Source organism: Pedobacter xixiisoli (genome assembly GCF_900215335.1).
GTDB lineage: Bacteria > Bacteroidota > Bacteroidia > Sphingobacteriales > Sphingobacteriaceae > Pedobacter > Pedobacter xixiisoli.
Genome location: NZ_OCMT01000002.1, coordinates 419,938 through 439,132 on the forward strand (window position 1 = coordinate 419,938; position 19,195 = coordinate 439,132).

The window sequence follows — 19,195 nt, forward strand, 5'->3', positions numbered from 1 at the left end:
TTGTGGGAGAAGCATTCCTATTCAATTTCTTTAAAATGATATACGTACTTCTTCTACCTCGTTTTGCAACAGTGGTTCATGGTTGATTGTGGCATCAGACAGTATGTAAATATAATTTTCATACACCAAATATATAAAGTATATAGGAATAGTAGTAATTAAATTTGATTTTTATCTCTATCGAGCTGGGAGGCTAGATTTAAAAGCGTCTATCGAGATATACGAAAATTACCTCAACGTACTGAAAAACAAAAAGAAAGCAAATAAACAGACAGTTTATTTAGAATGATTTTAAATTTCTATTTTAAGGTTATCTTCTCTAGCAATTACATCAGCAATACTAGTTTCACCTAAAATTTTAAGCGTTGCGTCACGCACATCGATAAAAGCACTTCTGATACCACAGGTTACTTCGTCTTTACACTCATCACATTTATGATAAAAGTTTAAACTAGCACATGGAAGCATAGCAACAGGCCCGTCAGTTAGGCGTAAAATCTGCACCAAATAAATATCTTCAGGTTTTTTATTAAGGCTGTAACCACCTCCAGCACCCTTTTTACTGTATAAAAAGCCTGCGTTCCTTAAGTCTAAAAGAATCTGCTCTAAAAATTTCTTGGGGATGCGCTCTTCTTCTGCAATTTTTGAAATTTGCATTGGAGGCATGTCTAGATTTTTACCTAGCGCAACTAGCGCTTTAATGGCGTATTTTGTCTTTTTAGAAAGCATACGTTACAAATGTATGAAATATTGTTGGATTGTTAGATTGTTGGTTAATTGTTGAAACTGGTTAACTGATAAATTGCAGACTGAACATTTCCTTCAGATGTTCGCAGATTTGACCGCAGATATTTGATGATTTGATATGTCTTTAACTCTTTGATAATTGGGATATTGATTACTGGTCATTCTTAACTGATACCTGTCCCCTAGCCCCTGACCACTAATCCCTCTCTGGTATCCTTCCCTTTTTTGCTGCTTCAATATATAATTTAATCTGATTTACGCAGACCATCAAATTTTGTTTGATTTCGTGTTCCCAAAAGCGCATCACTACATAACCCATTGCTTGTAAACCATGATTTACAAATTGGTCACGCTGCATATTACGTTCTATTTTAGGTATCCAAAAAGCTTGGTTGGTTTTAGGTTTACGCTTTTGCCATTCGTAACCATGCCAAAAATCACCATCGATAAATATAGCTAATTGGTATTTTTCTATCACTAAATCTGGTCTACCTAGTAAATCTTTACGATGAATTCTAAATCGGATATTTTCTTTCCAAAGTGCTTTTCTTAGCAATAGCTCGGGCTTACTGTTGGCACCTTTAATCTTAGCCATAGTTTTGCTTCGCTGCTTGGTAGTATAAAAACCAGCACTTTCTTCAAACCGAGGTACTTTTATCGCATTTTCCTCTATCGGCAGATCATATTTACGCTGCTTCTTCATCGCTCTGCGAAATTACATTTAATACAAATACCAATCATTCCTGTTTCAATGCTTTTAAGCCTATGTTAAATGCAGATCGTCGATTTTAGCATCAACTACGTTTTACATTTCTGCATCTTTACCACAACACCATCGTTGTTAATTGGTTTGATATCGTATTTTTACTTCAACAAAATGACACTACAGCTAAAGAAATTATTCGAAAACAAAATCGTCAAACACAACATCAAATACATTGGTGTAGGTATATGCGTGGGAATTTGCATCAATCTTCTTATAGCGGTAGTAAGCAGAAACGGCATTTCGGGCAGACAAATTTTCTTCAACATTTTATTCAGTGTTTTTATCAGTATCGCAATCTCTAACATTTTTTCATTTTTTCAGAGATGTAGCTACAAATTTGCTCGTAACTTTTGGCAAATTACACTACTGTATTATGCCTGCAATTTACTGGGAATGATTGTAGGGATCGAAGTAAGTTATTTTATCATTTCATTTTTCTACGACATTCCGTTTGAACTTTTTAACCATACGCAAGATTACAAGTCAATTTCGGTAGTAGTGTTAATAGTGGGTACGATCATGCTGCTTTATCATTTGCAGCAACGAAACACAGAAAATGCAATAAAAGCAAAAGAAGCCGATTTAATTAGAATAAACCAACTTAAAACTAAAGCAGAGCTACAGGCTTTACAATCAAAAATAAACCCTCATTTTTTGTATAATGCTTTAAATGCCATTACAAGTTTAATTCACGAAGACCCAGACAAAGCGGAAGACATGACCATTAAACTTTCTAAACTGTTTAGGTACAGTATTAACTCGCAACAAGAAAACTACTGCACCTTAAAGGAGGAAATAGATATTTTAAACACTTATCTGGCTATTGAAAAAGTTAGGTTTGGTAACAGAATTAACTTTGATATTCAAACAGAGGAAAGTTTAGCACATCTACAATTTCCTCGTTTCTTATTACAGCCTTTGGTAGAAAATGCCTTAAAACATGGTTTAAAGAATACTTTCGAGAATGGATTTTTAGGGGTAAAAATTTGTAAAACTGTAAGCACAATCAGCATCTCGGTGATAGATAACGGCATTCCATTTCCAGATGAGCTCATCGCAGGGTATGGCTTACAGAGCACTTTCGATAAACTGAAGCTTTTATATCCTAATGAGCACGAAATTGAGATGATTAACCAACCTACTAAACAAATTAAAATTACAATACCTTTAAACGGATGAGCTGGAAAACCATTATTATTGAAGACGAACAGTTAGCACGACAACGACTTAAAAGGCTTTTAAATAACTATTCGGAAATTGAAATTATTGCGGAGGCAGAAAATGGAGCACAAGGCTTAGCGCTTATTAACAAACACCAGCCAGATTTGATATTTCTAGATATTGAGATGCCCATTTTAAATGGTTTTGAAATGCTAGCCCAACTAACGGAAAATCAGCCTAAAGTGGTTTTTACAACCGCATATGACCAATATGCAATAAAGGCATTCGAAGAAGGTTCTATAGATTATCTACTGAAACCAATTGAGCTAGAGCGTTTAGACAAAACTATTGCTAAACTAAAACAAACCAATTTAGCTAAACCAGCTATCGCTATTGAAGATTTACTGCAGCAAATTAAGGGAAAACCAACAGCAAAAACGCTTACGGTAAAACTCGGAGATAGGATTCTTTTGATCAAGTTTGAAGATATTGTTCACATACAAGCCGAAGACAAATATGTTTTTCTGCATACCGCTGATGGCAAAAAACATCTTACAGATTATACCTTATCTACTTTAGAAGAAAAATTACCAGAAGACTTCTTGCGTATTCATCGTAGCGACATCATCAATACCAATCACATTACAGAAATAAGAAGAGGCTTTAATGGTGCCTTGGTTTTTGTAATGAGCAATGGAGAAAAAGTAACTTCTAGCAGGTCAAATAGCGAGAGTTTAAGACAACGATTTGAGATTTAATAGTCATCATCTTCTACTTTCTCTGCAAATAAATCCTTACCAAAATTCACTAAAAAAAGCTCTTTCTTGGCTCTAGTTACCGCAGTGTACAACCATCGCAAAAAATCTAGATCAATCATATCTTCCGTTAGGTAACCTTGATCTACAAAAACTGCATCCCATTGGCCACCCTGAGCTTTGTGACAGGTTACCGCGTAAGCAAATTTTATTTGCAGTGCATTATAGTATGGATCTTGCTTAATAGCCTGCAACCGTTCTTTCTTATTCGTAATATGTTCGTAGTCTAACAATAAACCTTCGTACAATTTTTTACTGGCTTCGTAAGGTAAATTAGGGCTTTCAATTTGTAGAGTATCTAACAACACCTTGCAAGTAATTGCGCCCATGTCCGGAAAATCTATCAACTCTAATTGAACTTCTGCAAATCGGAAACCATGACGCTCTTCTTCTCGTCTAACTCTAATAATTTTTGCCATATCGCCATTGGCAATAAAGGCAGTTTCATTATCATCTGGTAACCAAAAATAATTATTGCGAACCACCATGATGTAATCTCCCCCACTCAATTCTTCATCTCTGTAAAGTAGCCTAGCCCTTATTTGATTGTTGTAAATATTGGCAGACTTATTAGACCTACAAACCACTAGCGAACTTTCTAATCCATATTTACCATAAGCGTATTCCAATCCTTCAACAAATTTTACCCCGGTCATTCTAAAAATATCTTTAAATCCTTTGGTAATAAATTTCGGAAATTGAGCTTCATCTTCGTAGGTATTTACCAATTTACGCAGCATAGTTGCATTGGCTAAAATACCCGATTTTTTCTCCTGCCTAACCACTTCGGTAAGTTCAACACAGGTAACATCTAAATGAAAATTACTGCTTAGGTATTCGGGGTTTAATGCAGGGCTATCTACACTGCCAACTGGCGGAAGTTGGGCGGTGTCTCCCACAAATAGCAGGAAACAATTTTTCGGCGACCCATCTGGTGCTGGCTGAAAAACAAACTCCAACAGATCTGCCAAGAAAGATGAACCATTCTGCGTACTCCACTCGTCGGCAATCATAGAAGCTTCATCTACTATAAAAACAGTATTTGTTGCCAAGTTTGGAGCCAATTGAAAAACCATGTCCATACTTACCGCACTCTTCTTTCTGTAGATTTTTTTATGGATGGTGAGTGACTTCTGTCCCGTATAATTGCTCATCACTTTTGCAGCTCTACCTGTGGGTGCCAGCAAAGCAGATTTCAATCCAAATTTTGGTAAAGCCTTTACCAAAGCTGCTACTGATGTAGTTTTCCCCGTTCCCGCATATCCTTTTAGAACAAAACAAGCTTCATCATTAGATTTACTTAAAAATGTTGCGGCTTCAATACAAAAACGTAGTTGTTCTTTTGTTGGTGCAAAAGGGTACGATTGTGCAATTAAACTAGCTTTGTCCATTCGGTAAAGATAGGGATTAGCGGTCAGCTATCGGGAGTTAGACAACAGTTAAGTTAATAACCAATCATCAAATTCCTATAATTAATATGGTAAAAATCCAGTTAGAACATTTACCTATGTTGAGCAAAGCGAAATCCCGAAACGTCGGGAAACTAATGAACAATTGAACCAATTAAATAAAAAAAACTATTTTTGTTGATAGATGAGCAATAACAGCATTTTACTAATTAACCCAAACTTTGAACCAACAAACAGTACGAATTTAAGTTTATTGGTTAAAATAGGTGCCGACACTTTTTCGTACGCCATCGTAGACATTGAGCACAAACTTGTCCATGCTGTTTATGACGAACAAGAATGTGACAGCGGGTACGAAAAGTTAAAGGAACGCTTAAAAACAGATACATATTTAAAGTTGGACTATAAAAATGTGAAAGTTGCATCACATACAAAGAACATCATTTTTGTGCCACAAGAGCTATTTAATGAGAGTGATGTAGCACTTTATACCAAGTTTTTTGCAGATGCAGATTCTCAAAATGTGTATGTACAACCTAGCTTACAACAAAACATTCACACCATTTTCTCTTTGCCTCAATCGATAGAAAAAGTGATAGACGAAAACTGGGCAAACAGCACTAAGCTACAACAAAATGCTGGTTTGGTTGAGCTTGCAACGAAGATAGATACAGATAGCATCATCATAGATTTTACGGTTGGTTCTTTTCAACTATCCTACATCAGAGATGAAAAAATCGCTTTTACGCAAAGCTATCAATTTGAAGATGTGGACGAGCTAACCTACTACATTTTACTCATCACAACTCAATTAAGTATCGACACTAAAAAAACAGACATAAAAACCTGTGGAATTATTCATGAAGGCGATCCCAAGTGGGATTTACTTTCCCAGTACTTTAACAAAGTTGATTTGTTAGCAGTTTCTTCTGATTTGGATACTAATATTTTGGATGATATGCCTGCTCATTATTACACCAGCTTACTTTCATTGTTACAATGCGGATAGTTGGTGGTAGATTAAAAGGCATACAGTTTCATGCACCTGCGAAACTTCCAGTAAGACCAACCACGGATATGGCAAAGGAAGCTTTATTCAATATTTTGTTAAATAGCTACGATTTTGATGAATGCAAAATACTTGACCTATTTACAGGAACTGGCAATATTAGTATTGAGTTTGCGTCTCGAGATGCAAAAAGTATCACTTCAGTAGATAAACATCCTGCTTGTGTTGCTTGGTTAAAAACAGTGAAGGAAAAACATCAATTAAACACCATAGATATCCGTAAAGCTGATGTTTTTAAATTTTTAGCCCAAAGCAAAGAAAAATACGACATCATTTTTGCAGATCCGCCATACGATTTACCAAATATCCCTTTGTTACCTCAATTGGTACATCAACATCAATTACTTAGCGAAAATGGAGTTTTGGTAGTAGAACATCCATCGATGTTAAAACTAGAACAGCAACCTGGATATACAGAGACTAGAAAATACGGCTATTCTTCTTTTAGTTTTTTTAAATAGATAAAAGAACAAGGATAAAAGAGCAAGGAAATATATGCAATGTTATTTTCTTACAATCTATCTTTATTCCTTATTCTTTGCTCCTTAATCCTTTTAAATTATATTTGGTTATGAAAATCGCGTTATTTCCAGGCTCATTTGACCCAATTACGATTGCCCACGTAGATATTGTAAAACGTTCATTGCCTTTATTTGATAAAATTGTGGTTGGTATTGGATTGAACAGTTCTAAACAAAACTTTTTATCTGCGGAGAAAAGAGAAGAAATTGTGAGAAGTATTTTTCTTGATGATTCAAATGTAGAAATACAAACTTACCAAGGCTTAACTATCGATTTCGCAAAGAAAATTGGTGCTACTTATATGGTAAGAGGTATTCGCTCGGCTGCAGATTTTGAGTACGAAAGAGCCATTGCTCAAATCAACAAAAGCATGATGCCAGAAGTAGAAACCATTATTTTATTGAGCAGACCAGAATATTCTGCTATCAGTTCTACCATTGTAAGAGATATTTTGCGAAATAATGGCGATGTAAGTCAGTTTGTGCCTAAAGAAGCACTTCGTTTCCTATAGTTATTGAAGTAAATAAATCTTATTACTTACGCCTGTTGTTCCAGAAGTAGTAAGTATGTATTTTAATTGGCTTTTATTTTCTTCCGCAACCGAATACTTTACACCATCAATAGTTAATTCTCGAGTATCTTTATTGAAACTATAATTCACTATTTTGCTCGTTTCTTTGCTTTCATCACATTTCTTAGCACCAAAAGTCCTTACCATCGTCCCATCAGCTTTAAAAGTAAAGGTATCGTCCTTTTCACATTCTAAAACTGCATAATAGCTATTATTACCAGCCGGATTTGTATGCGTATTCAAATCAGTTAAGCCAAATTTCCAAGATTTGGAAGTGATGATATCGATAACCTCTTCATTTTCATCTTTCTTACAAGCAAATGCAAGCGTGAAAAGCAATAAAACAGAAAGGACTAAAACTTGACTTTGTTTTTTCATATGATTATAACGTTCAAAATTACGATTTTATTGAATATTTCTGATCAAGAAAAAACGCAGCTAGCTAAGTATCTAAACTAACATTTTAAAATCCTTTCTATATATCCTCAAATATGATGTAACGTTTTTCGATAGTTGATACTAATCCAATAAATTAGATGGTAAAAAACGAACCTATTAATACCTTTAAAATTACGAAGTTTTAAAAAATTAAATGCGCTACACTCAAGAAGAATTCTTAAGTCAAATTAACGAGCATAAAGGCATTATCCATAAGATAACTAAAATGTACATGGATAACGCTTTAGACCAAGAAGATTTGTTTCAAGAGATTGTAATGCAGTTATGGAAAGCTTATCCATCATTTAAAGGAACCAGTAAGTTTTCAACTTGGATGTACAGAGTAGCTTTAAATACCGCCATCGTTTTCTTTAAAAAAGATAACAGAAAAGTAGATAAACCACCGCTAAACGAACAAATAGAAATTGCCGACACCAGTGACAGCCAAGAAAAAGAAGAAAAACTGGCCTACTTGTACAAAGCTATGCAAGAGCTAAATCAGATTGAAAAGGCGGTGATATTTCTGTTTTTGGAAAATCAATCGCACCGAGAAATAGCGCAAAATTTAGGGATTACCGAAGTTAATGCCAGAGTTAAACTCAACAGAACCAAAGAAAAACTACAACAAATCATTAAAAAGAACGGCTATGAATTTTGATAAATTGAAAGATGACTGGAACAAAAATGAACCTGTGTCAACCGAAGTTTCGGAAAATATGCTCAAATTGAAAGAAGCAAGCACCCCAATTGACCAATTAAGAAAAAAGATGAAATATGAGTTTTTCGGTCAGCTTATTTCTTTAATTTTATTAGCATTTATTCCTAAACTAATTGGCTTTACAGATGAGCTAAAAAATATCTATATTTTGTTTTACGCTATTATTTGTGGCTTTATGGCTTACTACTTCTTCAAATTTTATCGCTTTTACAAACACTCTTACGATTTAAGTCTAGACAGCCGTAAAAACTTGTTATGGTTTTATTATGAAATGAGACTTAATTTAGAGCTTTATAAATCACTTACCTATATTGTAGGGTTTATTTTGCTTGCTTTCAGTGCTATCGCCTTATTTACCATTAAAAGCGACCTCTCTAGCAAAATATTAGCTAAAATGTCTATTACTTACATCGCCATTAATGCCGTTGTAACTATAGTAATTATTGGTGTTATCACCGAGTTATGGGCAACATCATATTATGGCAAATACCTTAAACGAATAAAAATAATCGTTGATAGCATTGATGAAGAATAATTCAGTTCGCAGTTTTCAGTTAACCGATTAAAACAATTAACCTAATTAAACCAATTTCTCGCTCTTTAAAACATCTGTGATCAAAGCATAGGTATTTTTCACTTTTGCTTTAATTTCATGCGGCGCTATCCAAACTGCTTCTGTAATTCCTTCCTCTAACTGCGGCACCAATTTAGGACTTCCCTTTACCGTCATGTGGTACCAGCTGGTTCTTTTTAAGATGAGCTCGCCACCCATTTCGTAAACATGGTATGTTTTGCAAATACGCTCATTTCTTTTTTCAACCTTAACCCCGCACTCCTCTTCAACCTCACGTACCGCCGCATCTTTTACCTTTTCGCCTTTATCTACCTTTCCTTTAGGTAAATCCCATTTTTTATTCCTAAAAATAAATAGAAATTCGCCTTTAGCATTAGCAACCAAGCCTCCCGCAGCTTTAATAACAGTTAAATCTTTTTTTATCTTTTTAAATACAGCATCCGGATTTTTTGTTAATAACAAATAGTTCTTTTTTTTGCTGCTTTTAAGGTTTTTATAAAACGATTCAAAACCAAAACCCTCTACTTCAATTTGTTGTATCTTTTCGATTTGAGCAGGGAGTTCATGAGTTATAAACAAAGTGTTATCGTTAATATAAATTCTGTATTTTTGCGCCATGTATAATAAAAGTGATATTGAATTAAAGGTAGCTGAATTTTTATTACAAATAAAAGCAATTAAATTACAACCTGCTAATCCATTTACTTGGGCATCGGGCTGGAAATCGCCAATTTATTGTGATAACCGTATAACTTTATCTCACCCATCTGTGAGAACTTATATACGTCAGAAATTGGCACAATTGATCCAAGAAGAGTATGGAGCTGTTGATGTAATTGCTGGAGTAGCTACTGCAGGAATTCCGCAAGGAGTTTTGGTGGCTCAAGAGCTAGGTTTACCTTTCATTTACGTAAGAGCTAAAGCAAAAGAGCACGGCACGGGTAGCTTAATTGAAGGCGAAGTAATTGAAGGACAAAGAGTAGTAGTTATCGAAGACTTGATTTCTACCGGAAAAAGTAGCTTACAAGCTGTAGAAGCTTTACGTAATGCAGGTTTATCTGTAGCTGGTTTAGTTGCCATCTTTACTTATGGTTTCCAACAAGCTGACGATAATTTTGCTGCTGCTAAATGTAGGTATTCTACCCTTTCTAACTACAAAGCATTGATTGATTACGCTGCAGAACATGCGATTATCGCTAAATCTGATATCGAATTCCTAAACAAATGGCGTGAAAACCCTGCTGAATGGGGAAAAAACTAAACTATTTAATTGTCGACAATCACAAACCTAATATAAATGACAATCATTGAAAGTAACGCCGAAATTAATTTACCTGTAGCTCAGGTTTATCAGTTTCTTGCTGACATGAACAATCATCAGCAATTAATGCCAGAGAACATCTACAATTGGTCTTCTACTGCTGACACCGCTAGCTTTACCATTCAAAACATGGCTAAATTGGCAATTCATATTTCAGAAAAAGTAGAAAACGAAAGGTTAGTTGCTGTTCCTACAGAAAAACCACCATTCGATTTGTCCTTAGCTTGGTCTGTAAAAGAAAACGGAAGCGGAACAACCGCTACGCTTACCATCTCGGCAGATTTAAATATGATGATGAAAATGTTAGCCGCAGGTCCACTGCAAAAACTAGCAGACCACCAAACCACGAAATTGAAAGAAGTATTAGGATAGTCTAAAAAAGACAAAAATGTATATAAAGGTTTATCTTAAAAGATAAGCCTTTTTTTATGAGAAGAACTTCCATCATTCTTTAATATCATCCTCACGTTTAAAAACATTGAGCATAAAGAAAATAATCAAGGCAAACAAAGTAAAAACTATTCCAAAAAAACGCATCAAGAATTTCATATATTATCTATGAGCGTAATTATACGGCAAAGGTTTAGTCTATATTATTATTTTAGCATTATTTAACAACTCTAACACTACCTTAATCTATTTTAATTTTTCTTCAACACCATCTTTTTCATCAAGATGTAAAACCCAACTGCCGTAATAAACATCAATAAGCCAGTTCCAATCCAAAGAATATTAAACCCGTAGTTTGCCGCAATTTTAGTTCCCAAATAAGGTGCAAAAATTAAGCCTGCAGATAACGACAGCGAGTTTAGCCCCATGTATGCACCTCTATTTTTAACATTGGAACGCTGCAAAGTTACCGTCGCCATAAAAGGCATCGCCAGCATTTCCGACACACAAAGTATAAACATGGAAACATAAAGTAACCAAATACCATGGGTAATTACCAGCGAAGCAAATGCTAAACCACAAAAAAATACACCAATAATAATTGCGTTTGCAGCTGTAGTTCTTCGCTCTGCAATATGGACAATCAACATCTCCAAACTAAAAACCACCACGCCACTGTAAGCCAAAATTACACCTATGTTTTTTTCCGAAAGTTGGTAAACTTCTCGATAATAAAGTGGCAAAGTACTTAGCAATTGGAAAAAGCAAATAGCGAATAAGATGCTTAAAAGCGTAAAAACTAAAAATGGTACATCTTTGTACGCCGATTGATAAGGGACTTCTAGTTCTTCTATATCAGTCTTTTCTTTTTTATTTCCTTCTTTGTTTCTAAAATATACAAAGAAGATAATCGCGGCCGAAGTAGCTGCTACTGCATTTCCATAAAACAGTAAATCGTAAGAAATAGCTGCTAAAAACCCACCTAAAGCTGGTCCTATAGAAAAACCAAGATTTAGCGCCATTCTGTTTAGCGTAAAACTTCTTACCACGTTTTCAGGTTTCGAATAATAAGCCAAAGACACTGAATTTGCAGGACGGAGAATATCGCTTATCATACTTAGCGCCAATATTCCCGCTGCAAGTGATGGCATCGTTGTTAGTTTAGGCAATAGCAGAAACATCGGTATCACTCCCATCAAACTAAAAAGCTGCACCTTAAAATGCCCAAACTTATCGGTTAACCAACCACCTAAGGACGATCCAACAACAGAACCGATACCAAAACAACTCAACAAAATCCCTGCATTTTCTAGTGTAAATCCCAAATGCTTAACCATGTAAACACCAAGAAAAGGAACCACCATAGCTCCACTCCTATTTACTAGCATTACCAGAGCCAACATCCAAGCGGGAGTAGACAAGCCTTGATAAACTGAAAAGTAACTTTTGATATAGGTTTTCATTGAAAATGGAATGGGCTGCAAAGATAGCTTATTGGTTGATTAGCTCAATGGTTCATTTGTATCATTGGTTCACTTAACTTCCTATTGAACTGTTATTTGTTAGGCAATTGATAATTGACTACTTGATTTTTGATTATTTAAACCCTGCCACTTTTTCATCACAAACAACTAATTACCAGACAATTATTCATTAAAAAAACATAACTTCACGACAAAATTTCCGATTTTAAAATCTTTTTTTCCATGGCATCTGTTTTGACCTTAGGCTATTAACTACAAAGTAAAAGAACAAAAAATACTTAGTGTCCTTTGTGTCTTTGTGCTTTAAAAAGAAAAACAATATTATGAACTTCAATAATTTTACAATCAAAGCCCAAGAGGCTGTACAAAAAGCCTCTGAAATTGCACAAGGCAACCAACAGCAGGCCATAGAAACAGCTCATTTGCTGAAAGGCTTATTAACGGTTGATGAGAATGTGATTTCATACGTTTTAAAGAAACTAAACGTCAACTTAAATGCACTTAGCCAAAAGCTAGATGAAGATATTTCGAAATTCCCGAAAGTAAGCGGTAGCAATATCTACTTATCATCTAGTGCTAACTCGGCGCTACAAAAGGCACAAGCTTTCTTAAAAGAATTTAAGGATGAGTTTGTTTCTGTAGAGCATATACTACTGGGAATTTTAGCAGCTAACGACATCACCTCCAAACTGTTAAAAGACCAAGGGGTAAACGAAAAAGACCTTAAAAAGGCAATAACCGAGTTACGCGGCGATAATCGTGTAACCGACCAAAATGCAGAAGCCACTTACCAAGCTCTAAATAAATACGCCCGTAACTTAAACGAATATGCAGAAAGCGGAAAGCTAGACCCGGTAATTGGTCGTGATGAAGAAATTAGAAGGGTAATACAGATTTTATCACGTAGAACGAAGAATAATCCCATTTTAATCGGTGAACCTGGGGTGGGTAAAACTGCCATCGCGGAAGGTATTGCATTTAGAATCATCAAAGGCGATGTTCCTGAAAACCTAAAATCGAAAGTAGTTTATTCCTTAGATATGGGTTCACTTATCGCGGGAGCAAAATACAAAGGTGAATTTGAGGAGCGCTTAAAAGCTGTTGTTAAGGAAGTAACGCAAAGCGATGGCGAAATTGTGCTGTTCATTGATGAGATACATACACTGGTAGGTGCTGGTGGTGGTGAAGGTGCCATGGATGCTGCAAACATCTTAAAACCTGCCCTAGCTCGTGGCGAATTGAGAGCCATTGGTGCTACGACTTTAGATGAGTATCAGAAATATCTAGAAAAAGACAAAGCTTTGGAGCGTCGTTTCCAGAAAGTAATGGTTGAAGAACCTGATACCCAAGATTCCATCTCTATTTTGCGTGGTTTGAAAGAACGTTACGAAACGCATCACAAAGTGCGGATCAAAGATGAGGCAATTATTGCTGCTGTAGAAATGAGCCAGCGTTACATTGCGGACCGTTTCTTGCCAGATAAAGCCATTGATTTGATGGACGAAGCGGCATCAAAGCTACGTATGGAAATGGACAGCGTACCTGAAAACGTAGATGCTTTAGACCGTGAAATTATGCGCTTGGAAATTGAGCGTGAAGCAATTAAACGTGAAAAAGATGAAAATAAGGTAAAAGAGCTAAGTGAGCAAATTGCCAATTTAGCTGCAGAGCGTGATGAGTTTAAAGCAAAATGGCAAGGCGAAAAAGATTTAGTTGACGCCATTAACACAGAAATTGAGCAAATTGAAGCTTACAAATTAGAAGCAGAACAGGCAGAACGTGCTGGTGATTATGGAAAGGTGGCAGAGTTGCGCTATGGAAAAATCAAAGAGTCGCAAGATAAGGTTGAAAAACTAAAAGCTGATTTAGAGAGCAGACAAAGCGATAGCCGTATGCTAAAAGAAGAAGTAACGGCAGACGATATTGCGGGCGTAGTTGGTCGTTGGACTGGTATTCCGGTAACGAAACTCGTATCTAGCGAGCGTGAGAAATTACTCAACTTAGAAGAAGAATTGCATAAACGTGTAGCTGGACAAGATGAAGCTATTGAAGCAATTTCAGATGCTATCCGCCGCTCTCGTGCAGGCTTGCAAGACAAACGCAAACCTATTGGCTCGTTCATTTTCTTAGGCACAACTGGTGTAGGTAAAACAGAATTGGCCAAAGCCCTTGCGGAGTTCTTGTTCAACGATGAAAATGCCATGACCCGAATCGATATGAGCGAATACCAAGAACGCCATGCCGTAAGTCGTTTAATTGGGGCGCCTCCAGGATACGTGGGTTATGATGAAGGTGGTCAATTGACAGAAGCAGTTCGCAGAAAGCCATATTCGGTGGTATTGTTAGATGAAATTGAGAAAGCGCATCCAGATGTATTCAATATCTTATTGCAAGTATTAGATGATGGAAGACTGACCGATAATAAAGGTAGGGTGGTAAATTTTAAAAACACGATCATTATCATGACTTCTAACATTGGCTCGCACTTGATCCAAGATAATTTCAAAAACTTGGATGAAGATAATCATGACGAGGTTGTAGCAAAAACCAAAAATGAATTGTTCGAACTATTGAAACAGACCATACGTCCAGAGTTTTTAAATAGAATTGATGAGCTAATTATGTTCACACCATTGAACAGAACTGAGATTAGAGATATTGTAAGCTTACAATTTAAACACGTTCAGGATACCCTAGCAGAAATGGGTATTACCATGGAGGCAAGTACGGAGGCTTTAGATTGGTTGGCAGAATTAGGTTATGACCCTCAGTTTGGTGCAAGACCTTTAAAACGAGTAATACAGAAACGTATTTTGAATGAATTATCTAAAGAAATATTAGCTGGAAAAGTAGATAAAGACAGTAAAATCAAATTAGATATGTTCGATCATCAATTTGTGTTTTTGAACGAAGACAAATAAAAACTGACCTGTGTCACATTGAGCTTTCCGATAAATCGGAACAGGTCGTCGAAAAGTAGCTAATTGGGCTTCGACAAGCTCAGCCTGACAACCATACCTTACTATTCGTAACTCTATCATATATTTAAGAAAAAGGCAGGCTTTTACCTGCCTTTTTTCATGTCAAAAACTGACAATAAATGCCAATTCGGCAAGCTTAAAAAAAGCTTAAAAATCACTCAATTGTCACCAAAATAGAGTTTTGTCAAAGCAGTATAATTTCGCCTTTGTTCACTTTAAATTAACAATTTATTAATCAATTGATTAATAGAAAACCACTGTTTTTGGCACGCATGACAATTTTTCATTACGGCATATTAGTTGAAAATAGACTTATCAAATGGTCGAAAGATCATTCATTTATAACACATAAATATTAAAAAACATGAAACTGTCCGAGACGTCGGATAGATTCATGAAAATTGAAAACAATTTAAAAACATGAAAAAACTTTTATTATCGTTAGTAGCTGTAGCAGCTTTAACTTTTGGTGCAAATGCACAAACAGAAAAAGGAAAAATTATTTTAGGTGGTAACGTTGGCTTTAACAGTTCTAAAGTAGACGGAGCATCAAAAGCAGATATCAATTTTAGTGTGGTTCCAAGTGTAGGCTATTTTGTAGGCAACAACTTTGCCATTGGTACAGGTGTAGGTTACGAGTACGACAAAACAGCTTCAGGCACAGCTTTTGAACGCGGTCAACTTGAAGCTTTTAGAGTAGCTCCTTTCGGTCGTTACTACGTTAACTTGACAGAGCAATTTAAATTCTTCGGTCAGGTATCTGTTCCTTTAGCTTTTGGTTCCCTTAAAAGCGTAGACGCAAATGGAGAAACAGGTTCTAAATTTGCTAGTACTACTTCTATTGGTGTTAACGTTGCTCCAGGTTTTGCGTTCTTCCCTAACAAAAAAATCGGCATCGAATTTTCTGTTAACGGTTTAGGATATGAGAATTTCTCTACTAAAGCAGAAGCTACTGGTGCTAAAGTAAAAACTAACAGTTTTGGTTTAGAGGCAAATACTTTTGCTCCTAAATTAGGTGTACAATTCCACTTTTAATTTTAGTAAAAAGTAACAAAAAAGCCACCTAATGGGTGGCTTTTTTTTGATTTTATTTTGGTATGCAGAAATTAATTTTTTAAAATATCCTCTAATGCTTCTTCAATTACAGGAAACTTAAATTCATAACCAGCTTTCAAAAGTCTATCTGGAACCACCCATCTACTCTTGAGAATAAGTTCTGTTTCAGTCCCTATTAGCGCAGCGCCCATTTTAAGCATCCATTCTGGAGAGGGCAAACCAATATTAATTTTCATATTTTGCCTTAGTTTCCTCATTAAAGTAGCATTATCGATAGGATTTGGAGACGAGCAATTGAAAGTGCCTTTTAAATCTTTGTCATTTTGTATAAACAAGACTATTTGAAACAAATCTTCTAAATGTATCCAGCTAAACATTTGCTTTCCATCGCCTTGTTTACCACCGAGGCCAAATCTTACCAAATTTACAAAAGGTTGCATCACACCTCCACCCGCACCTAATACGATAGCCATCCGCAAAGCAATCTGTCTCGTTTTCGGCAAATCAAAATCAAAGAATGACTGCTCCCATTTTGTAGCTACATCTACAGAAAATCCGCTTCCAATTTCACCATCATGCTCAGTCATCGGTCTATCCATTGCATGCCTATAAATAGTAGCGGTGCTAGAATTAATCCAAAGCTTTGGCGGATGATTACATTTCAAAATTGCATTGCCTAAAATTTTGGTGGTCGCGACCCTTGAATGCAAAATTTCATCTTTATTTTGTTGATTATATCTGCAATTAACTGACTTCCCTGCCAAGTTTATCAGTATCTCTGCATCGTTTAAGGCATCTACAACCTTCTGCTGATTACTCCATTGTATATGCGCATTATTTCTCGAGATAAGAATAACCTGATAGCCCATTGCTTTGAATTGGTCGGCAAAATACTTGCCTACAAAACCAGTTCCACCAGCCAACACTACTTTTTTATTCTGATAATTTTCCATGGTGATATAATTATTGTCCTGTAAATCTTGTAGGTTGAGGTACTAAAGGTTTTAAACCTTCTTTGGCTTTTCTTTTCCCTCGAAAGAAGAAATAAAGATTGATAAATAGCATTAGACCTAAATAGATAGAGAAGCTTCCTATTTTATAACTTAAAGCTTCCACCAATTCCTGATAATTATTGTCATACAAGTTAATCTTCAAAATCATTAAGGCAAAGCCAATATTTAGTAGGTAAAAGCCTGTTTCAAAAAGCTTATTTGTTGCAAAAGCAATCTCTTCTCTACCCTTAAAAATATCTAACATATAGATTTTACTATTTCTAAAAAGTGTTCTAGAAACGTATAAGGTAAGCAATAAAGCAATTGGTAAATAAACTGCATAACCAATTAGAATTTTTGTAGTGTCCATAATGTTAAAATTTATGATTGTTTAATTAATTTGTGAACTTGCGTAACCAAAATGTAGATATTGAGGTAATGTAAACCTGAAAGAATGATGATAATACCCGCCATCTTTATCGATATTACTTCTATCAACATAGGCGCAGAACTAACATGCTGCCAAAAGGATAAATTAACCGCACAGTAACCAATGTTGACTAAATAATAACCAATTAGCAATATTTTATTGATTTGCTGACAAAGCTCTACATGTCCGGGTATCAGCTCAGCCACAAAGACATTTCCATTTCTATAACAGATTTTCCCTACCACTAAGATGATGAAAACCATTAATCCAATAAAAATGCCGTAACCAATTAAATTTAAGTTTGTCATAACACCCTAGTTAGTTTTAAAATTTCAGAAAACATTGAAACTTTAAATTAAAAAATATATTATCTCAATATCTTCATCATCAATTTACCCAACCAATTATCTTTATACTCCGTCACTTTATCAATCATTTCATCAGCGCTAGCTACAAATTCGTAAAGCTTTTTAGTTTGCGCCACAAAATGTTTCGCTTCTTCTGAGGTATTACCATCTACAGCACTTACTTCTTTTAAAACTTTTAGCGCTGGCTTAATTTCACGTTTGCTCCTCTCCTTCGCAATTTTGGTAGCAAGTTCATCTAAATCTTTTTCAGCAATAAAAAACTCCCTACGTTCTCCAGGCTTATTGGCTTTATACACAATTCCCCAATCCATTAGGCCACGTAAGTTCATACTGGCGTTGCCCCTAGAAATTTGCAGCTCTTGCATAATATCTTCCATAGAAACTGGCTCTTTAGAAACCATTAACAAAGCATGTATTTGCGCCATCGTTTTATTAATGCCCCATTGAGAGCCTAAAGCACCCCATGTTTGTACAAATTTATTTTTTGCTTCGTCAAATTGCATGATCAAATGTATATATAGTTTTTAAACTTTCAAAAATAATTGAAAGTTTTTCTTTGTTTATTTTCTATTTATGCTCAATTATTAAGCTAAATCTGCCTTCAGTCCTATTTTATTCGATTAAAACATGTTTATCAAAAAATGACATCTGTTAGTTTAAAATAGAATTCACGAAAACTTTAGTTAAATAATCATTTTATGTAAACTCTATTCTTAAATCGTTGTTATGTAAATAATTCAACAATGTTATATTTGCGGTTATGAAAAGAATTATTGTAGTAGATGACGACGAGGAGGTTTTAGATACGATTGAACTTGTTCTTGAGATTGGTGGTTACGAAGTAGAGCCTCTTAGCAGTGCAGAAGGAATCCACGAAACCGTAAATAGCTTTAATCCAGATTTAATTATTCTAGATATTGTATTAGGGAAAATTGATGGCCGCACAATTTGCAACGAAATCAAAACCAATCCAAAAACCAAACACATCCCTATTTTGATGATGTCTGGTCTTTATAAGCCGGATGAAATTAGCACTTTGGAAACTCCACCAGACGACTTTATGCCAAAGCCGTTTAAGATGGACGTATTGCTAGAGAAAATTGAAAGCCTAATTAGCAAAAAAGCAATTAGACATAACATCAACTAGTTATTTTTCTTCTCTGGGGCCACGTTTATAGATCACCAATCCGTTAAGGAAGTTTCTAAGGATTTGGTCTCCACATTTTTTAAAGTTTGGGTGGTCTTCTTTTCTGAAGATATCGCCCAACTCACTTTTTGTTACCGTAAAATTTACCAGTTTACAAATTTCTATAATTTGGTCTGAATTTAGAGATAAGGCTACCCTTAATTTTTTGATGATATCGTTGTTGCTCATATTTTTTT

Annotated in this window: 23 protein-coding genes; 12 read left to right on the plus strand and 11 right to left on the minus strand. The window is 35.3% G+C overall.

Going from position 1 to position 19,195, the window contains the following annotated elements; genetic code table 11:
• Positions 1–291: 291 nt before the first annotated feature.
• Together CRO54_RS07935 and CRO54_RS07940 are read right to left on the minus strand one after the other, a co-directional pair.
• Positions 292–729 carry an RrF2 family transcriptional regulator gene (locus CRO54_RS07935; RefSeq protein WP_097130728.1) on the minus strand — a complete coding sequence of 146 codons (438 nt, stop codon included), beginning with the start codon at positions 727–729 and terminating at the stop codon, positions 292–294.
• A gap of 214 nt (positions 730–943) precedes the next feature.
• Positions 944–1,450: a very short patch repair endonuclease gene (locus tag CRO54_RS07940; RefSeq protein ID WP_097130730.1), complete on the minus strand. Its 507-nt coding sequence runs from the start codon at positions 1,448–1,450 to the stop codon at positions 944–946.
• A gap of 174 nt (positions 1,451–1,624) precedes the next feature.
• On the opposite strand from CRO54_RS07940, the gene CRO54_RS07945 reads away from it, so the two are divergent.
• Together CRO54_RS07945 and CRO54_RS07950 are read left to right on the plus strand one after the other, a co-directional pair.
• On the plus strand, positions 1,625–2,692 hold the full coding sequence (locus CRO54_RS07945; protein ID WP_171047861.1) for a sensor histidine kinase: 1,068 nt from the start codon (positions 1,625–1,627) through the stop codon (positions 2,690–2,692).
• Positions 2,689–3,432 carry a LytR/AlgR family response regulator transcription factor gene (locus tag CRO54_RS07950; RefSeq protein WP_097130735.1) on the plus strand — a complete coding sequence of 248 codons (744 nt, stop codon included), beginning with the start codon at positions 2,689–2,691 and terminating at the stop codon, positions 3,430–3,432. The genes CRO54_RS07945 and CRO54_RS07950 overlap by 4 nt, the downstream gene beginning before the upstream one ends.
• On the opposite strand, the gene CRO54_RS07955 is transcribed toward CRO54_RS07950, so the two are convergent.
• On the minus strand, positions 3,429–4,880 hold the full coding sequence (locus CRO54_RS07955; RefSeq protein ID WP_097130737.1) for an ATP-dependent DNA helicase: 1,452 nt from the start codon (positions 4,878–4,880) through the stop codon (positions 3,429–3,431). The two genes, CRO54_RS07950 and CRO54_RS07955, sit on opposite strands and share 4 nt — an antisense overlap.
• 202 nt (positions 4,881–5,082) lie before the next feature.
• On the opposite strand from CRO54_RS07955, the gene CRO54_RS07960 reads away from it, so the two are divergent.
• The 3 genes from CRO54_RS07960 (at position 5,083) to coaD (ending at position 7,000) form a co-directional block, all read left to right on the plus strand.
• Positions 5,083–5,907, plus strand: coding sequence for a DUF3822 family protein (locus CRO54_RS07960; protein ID WP_097130739.1), 825 nt, complete (start codon positions 5,083–5,085; stop codon positions 5,905–5,907).
• Positions 5,898–6,428 carry an RsmD family RNA methyltransferase gene (locus CRO54_RS07965; RefSeq protein ID WP_097130741.1) on the plus strand — a complete coding sequence of 177 codons (531 nt, stop codon included), beginning with the start codon at positions 5,898–5,900 and terminating at the stop codon, positions 6,426–6,428. The genes CRO54_RS07960 and CRO54_RS07965 overlap by 10 nt, the downstream gene beginning before the upstream one ends.
• 110 nt (positions 6,429–6,538) lie before the next feature.
• Positions 6,539–7,000, plus strand: coding sequence for a pantetheine-phosphate adenylyltransferase (coaD, locus tag CRO54_RS07970; RefSeq protein WP_097130743.1), 462 nt, complete (start codon positions 6,539–6,541; stop codon positions 6,998–7,000).
• Here the strand turns inward: coaD and CRO54_RS07975 are convergent, their stop codons facing one another.
• Positions 7,001–7,438: a hypothetical protein gene (locus CRO54_RS07975; protein ID WP_097130745.1), complete on the minus strand. Its 438-nt coding sequence runs from the start codon at positions 7,436–7,438 to the stop codon at positions 7,001–7,003.
• Between the two features lie 214 nt (positions 7,439–7,652).
• Between CRO54_RS07975 and CRO54_RS07980 the strand changes: the two genes are divergently transcribed.
• Together CRO54_RS07980 and CRO54_RS07985 are read left to right on the plus strand one after the other, a co-directional pair.
• A complete protein-coding gene (locus CRO54_RS07980) occupies positions 7,653–8,156 on the plus strand; it encodes an RNA polymerase sigma factor (RefSeq protein WP_097130747.1) in 504 nt (167 codons plus the stop codon).
• The gene (locus CRO54_RS07985; RefSeq protein WP_097130749.1) at positions 8,146–8,751 is read left to right on the plus strand and encodes a hypothetical protein; all 606 of its coding nucleotides are present in this window, start codon (positions 8,146–8,148) and stop codon (positions 8,749–8,751) included. The genes CRO54_RS07980 and CRO54_RS07985 overlap by 11 nt, the downstream gene beginning before the upstream one ends.
• A gap of 45 nt (positions 8,752–8,796) precedes the next feature.
• On the opposite strand, the gene CRO54_RS07990 is transcribed toward CRO54_RS07985, so the two are convergent.
• Positions 8,797–9,408, minus strand: coding sequence for an NUDIX hydrolase (locus CRO54_RS07990; RefSeq protein ID WP_097130751.1), 612 nt, complete (start codon positions 9,406–9,408; stop codon positions 8,797–8,799).
• On the opposite strand from CRO54_RS07990, the gene pyrE reads away from it, so the two are divergent.
• Positions 9,407–10,051 carry an orotate phosphoribosyltransferase gene (gene pyrE / locus CRO54_RS07995; RefSeq protein ID WP_097130753.1) on the plus strand — a complete coding sequence of 215 codons (645 nt, stop codon included), beginning with the start codon at positions 9,407–9,409 and terminating at the stop codon, positions 10,049–10,051. The genes CRO54_RS07990 and pyrE overlap by 2 nt on opposite strands.
• A 36-nt stretch (positions 10,052–10,087) precedes the next feature.
• Positions 10,088–10,483 carry an SRPBCC family protein gene (locus CRO54_RS08000; protein WP_097130755.1) on the plus strand — a complete coding sequence of 132 codons (396 nt, stop codon included), beginning with the start codon at positions 10,088–10,090 and terminating at the stop codon, positions 10,481–10,483.
• Positions 10,484–10,752: 269 nt separating this feature from the next.
• Here the strand turns inward: CRO54_RS08000 and CRO54_RS08005 are convergent, their stop codons facing one another.
• Positions 10,753–11,964: an MFS transporter gene (locus CRO54_RS08005; RefSeq protein ID WP_097130758.1), complete on the minus strand. Its 1,212-nt coding sequence runs from the start codon at positions 11,962–11,964 to the stop codon at positions 10,753–10,755.
• 344 nt (positions 11,965–12,308) lie between these two features.
• Here CRO54_RS08005 and clpB point away from each other — a divergent pair, with 344 nt between their 5' ends.
• The gene (gene clpB, locus CRO54_RS08010; RefSeq protein ID WP_097130760.1) at positions 12,309–14,906 is read left to right on the plus strand and encodes an ATP-dependent chaperone ClpB; all 2,598 of its coding nucleotides are present in this window, start codon (positions 12,309–12,311) and stop codon (positions 14,904–14,906) included.
• 480 nt (positions 14,907–15,386) lie between these two features.
• Positions 15,387–16,001, plus strand: a complete 615-nt coding sequence (locus CRO54_RS08015) for an outer membrane beta-barrel protein (RefSeq protein ID WP_097130762.1) — start codon at positions 15,387–15,389, stop codon at positions 15,999–16,001.
• Between the two features lie 71 nt (positions 16,002–16,072).
• On the opposite strand, the gene CRO54_RS08020 is transcribed toward CRO54_RS08015, so the two are convergent.
• From CRO54_RS08020 to CRO54_RS08035, 4 genes are read right to left on the minus strand one after another with little or no spacing between them, the layout of a single operon-like run.
• Positions 16,073–16,975: a TIGR01777 family oxidoreductase gene (locus CRO54_RS08020; RefSeq protein WP_097130764.1), complete on the minus strand. Its 903-nt coding sequence runs from the start codon at positions 16,973–16,975 to the stop codon at positions 16,073–16,075.
• Positions 16,976–16,985: 10 nt separating this feature from the next.
• Positions 16,986–17,384: a hypothetical protein gene (locus tag CRO54_RS08025; protein ID WP_097130766.1), complete on the minus strand. Its 399-nt coding sequence runs from the start codon at positions 17,382–17,384 to the stop codon at positions 16,986–16,988.
• Positions 17,385–17,395: 11 nt separating this feature from the next.
• Complete coding sequence (locus CRO54_RS08030; RefSeq protein WP_097130769.1) at positions 17,396–17,752, minus strand: hypothetical protein; 357 nt, start codon at positions 17,750–17,752, stop codon at positions 17,396–17,398.
• Between the two features lie 59 nt (positions 17,753–17,811).
• Positions 17,812–18,315, minus strand: a complete 504-nt coding sequence (locus tag CRO54_RS08035) for a GbsR/MarR family transcriptional regulator (RefSeq protein WP_097130771.1) — start codon at positions 18,313–18,315, stop codon at positions 17,812–17,814.
• 257 nt (positions 18,316–18,572) lie between these two features.
• On the opposite strand from CRO54_RS08035, the gene CRO54_RS08040 reads away from it, so the two are divergent.
• Complete coding sequence (locus CRO54_RS08040) at positions 18,573–18,959, plus strand: response regulator transcription factor (protein WP_097130773.1); 387 nt, start codon at positions 18,573–18,575, stop codon at positions 18,957–18,959.
• Here the strand turns inward: CRO54_RS08040 and CRO54_RS08045 are convergent, their stop codons facing one another.
• A complete protein-coding gene (locus CRO54_RS08045; RefSeq protein ID WP_097130775.1) occupies positions 18,960–19,187 on the minus strand; it encodes a DUF1456 family protein in 228 nt (75 codons plus the stop codon).
• Positions 19,188–19,195: the final 8 nt, after the last annotated feature.

Bases quoted from the DNA above. Each gene is read 5' to 3' on its own strand.
- CRO54_RS07935 (WP_097130728.1), bottom strand. From the start codon at position 729: ATGCTTTCTAAAAAGACAAAATACGCCATTAAAGCGCTAGTTGCGCTA.
- CRO54_RS07940 (WP_097130730.1), bottom strand. From the start codon at position 1,450: ATGAAGAAGCAGCGTAAATATGATCTGCCGATAGAGGAAAATGCGATA.
- CRO54_RS07945 (WP_171047861.1), top strand. From the start codon at position 1,625: ATGACACTACAGCTAAAGAAATTATTCGAAAACAAAATCGTCAAACAC.
- CRO54_RS07950 (WP_097130735.1), top strand. From the start codon at position 2,689: ATGAGCTGGAAAACCATTATTATTGAAGACGAACAGTTAGCACGACAA.
- CRO54_RS07955 (WP_097130737.1), bottom strand. From the start codon at position 4,880: ATGGACAAAGCTAGTTTAATTGCACAATCGTACCCTTTTGCACCAACA.
- CRO54_RS07960 (WP_097130739.1), top strand. From the start codon at position 5,083: ATGAGCAATAACAGCATTTTACTAATTAACCCAAACTTTGAACCAACA.
- CRO54_RS07965 (WP_097130741.1), top strand. From the start codon at position 5,898: ATGCGGATAGTTGGTGGTAGATTAAAAGGCATACAGTTTCATGCACCT.
- coaD (WP_097130743.1), top strand. From the start codon at position 6,539: ATGAAAATCGCGTTATTTCCAGGCTCATTTGACCCAATTACGATTGCC.
- CRO54_RS07975 (WP_097130745.1), bottom strand. From the start codon at position 7,438: ATGAAAAAACAAAGTCAAGTTTTAGTCCTTTCTGTTTTATTGCTTTTC.
- CRO54_RS07980 (WP_097130747.1), top strand. From the start codon at position 7,653: ATGCGCTACACTCAAGAAGAATTCTTAAGTCAAATTAACGAGCATAAA.
- CRO54_RS07985 (WP_097130749.1), top strand. From the start codon at position 8,146: ATGAATTTTGATAAATTGAAAGATGACTGGAACAAAAATGAACCTGTG.
- pyrE (WP_097130753.1), top strand. From the start codon at position 9,407: ATGTATAATAAAAGTGATATTGAATTAAAGGTAGCTGAATTTTTATTA.
- CRO54_RS07990 (WP_097130751.1), bottom strand. From the start codon at position 9,408: ATGGCGCAAAAATACAGAATTTATATTAACGATAACACTTTGTTTATA.
- CRO54_RS08000 (WP_097130755.1), top strand. From the start codon at position 10,088: ATGACAATCATTGAAAGTAACGCCGAAATTAATTTACCTGTAGCTCAG.
- CRO54_RS08005 (WP_097130758.1), bottom strand. From the start codon at position 11,964: ATGAAAACCTATATCAAAAGTTACTTTTCAGTTTATCAAGGCTTGTCT.
- clpB (WP_097130760.1), top strand. From the start codon at position 12,309: ATGAACTTCAATAATTTTACAATCAAAGCCCAAGAGGCTGTACAAAAA.
- CRO54_RS08015 (WP_097130762.1), top strand. From the start codon at position 15,387: ATGAAAAAACTTTTATTATCGTTAGTAGCTGTAGCAGCTTTAACTTTT.
- CRO54_RS08020 (WP_097130764.1), bottom strand. From the start codon at position 16,975: ATGGAAAATTATCAGAATAAAAAAGTAGTGTTGGCTGGTGGAACTGGT.
- CRO54_RS08025 (WP_097130766.1), bottom strand. From the start codon at position 17,384: ATGGACACTACAAAAATTCTAATTGGTTATGCAGTTTATTTACCAATT.
- CRO54_RS08030 (WP_097130769.1), bottom strand. From the start codon at position 17,752: ATGACAAACTTAAATTTAATTGGTTACGGCATTTTTATTGGATTAATG.
- CRO54_RS08035 (WP_097130771.1), bottom strand. From the start codon at position 18,315: ATGCAATTTGACGAAGCAAAAAATAAATTTGTACAAACATGGGGTGCT.
- CRO54_RS08040 (WP_097130773.1), top strand. From the start codon at position 18,573: ATGAAAAGAATTATTGTAGTAGATGACGACGAGGAGGTTTTAGATACG.
- CRO54_RS08045 (WP_097130775.1), bottom strand. From the start codon at position 19,187: ATGAGCAACAACGATATCATCAAAAAATTAAGGGTAGCCTTATCTCTA.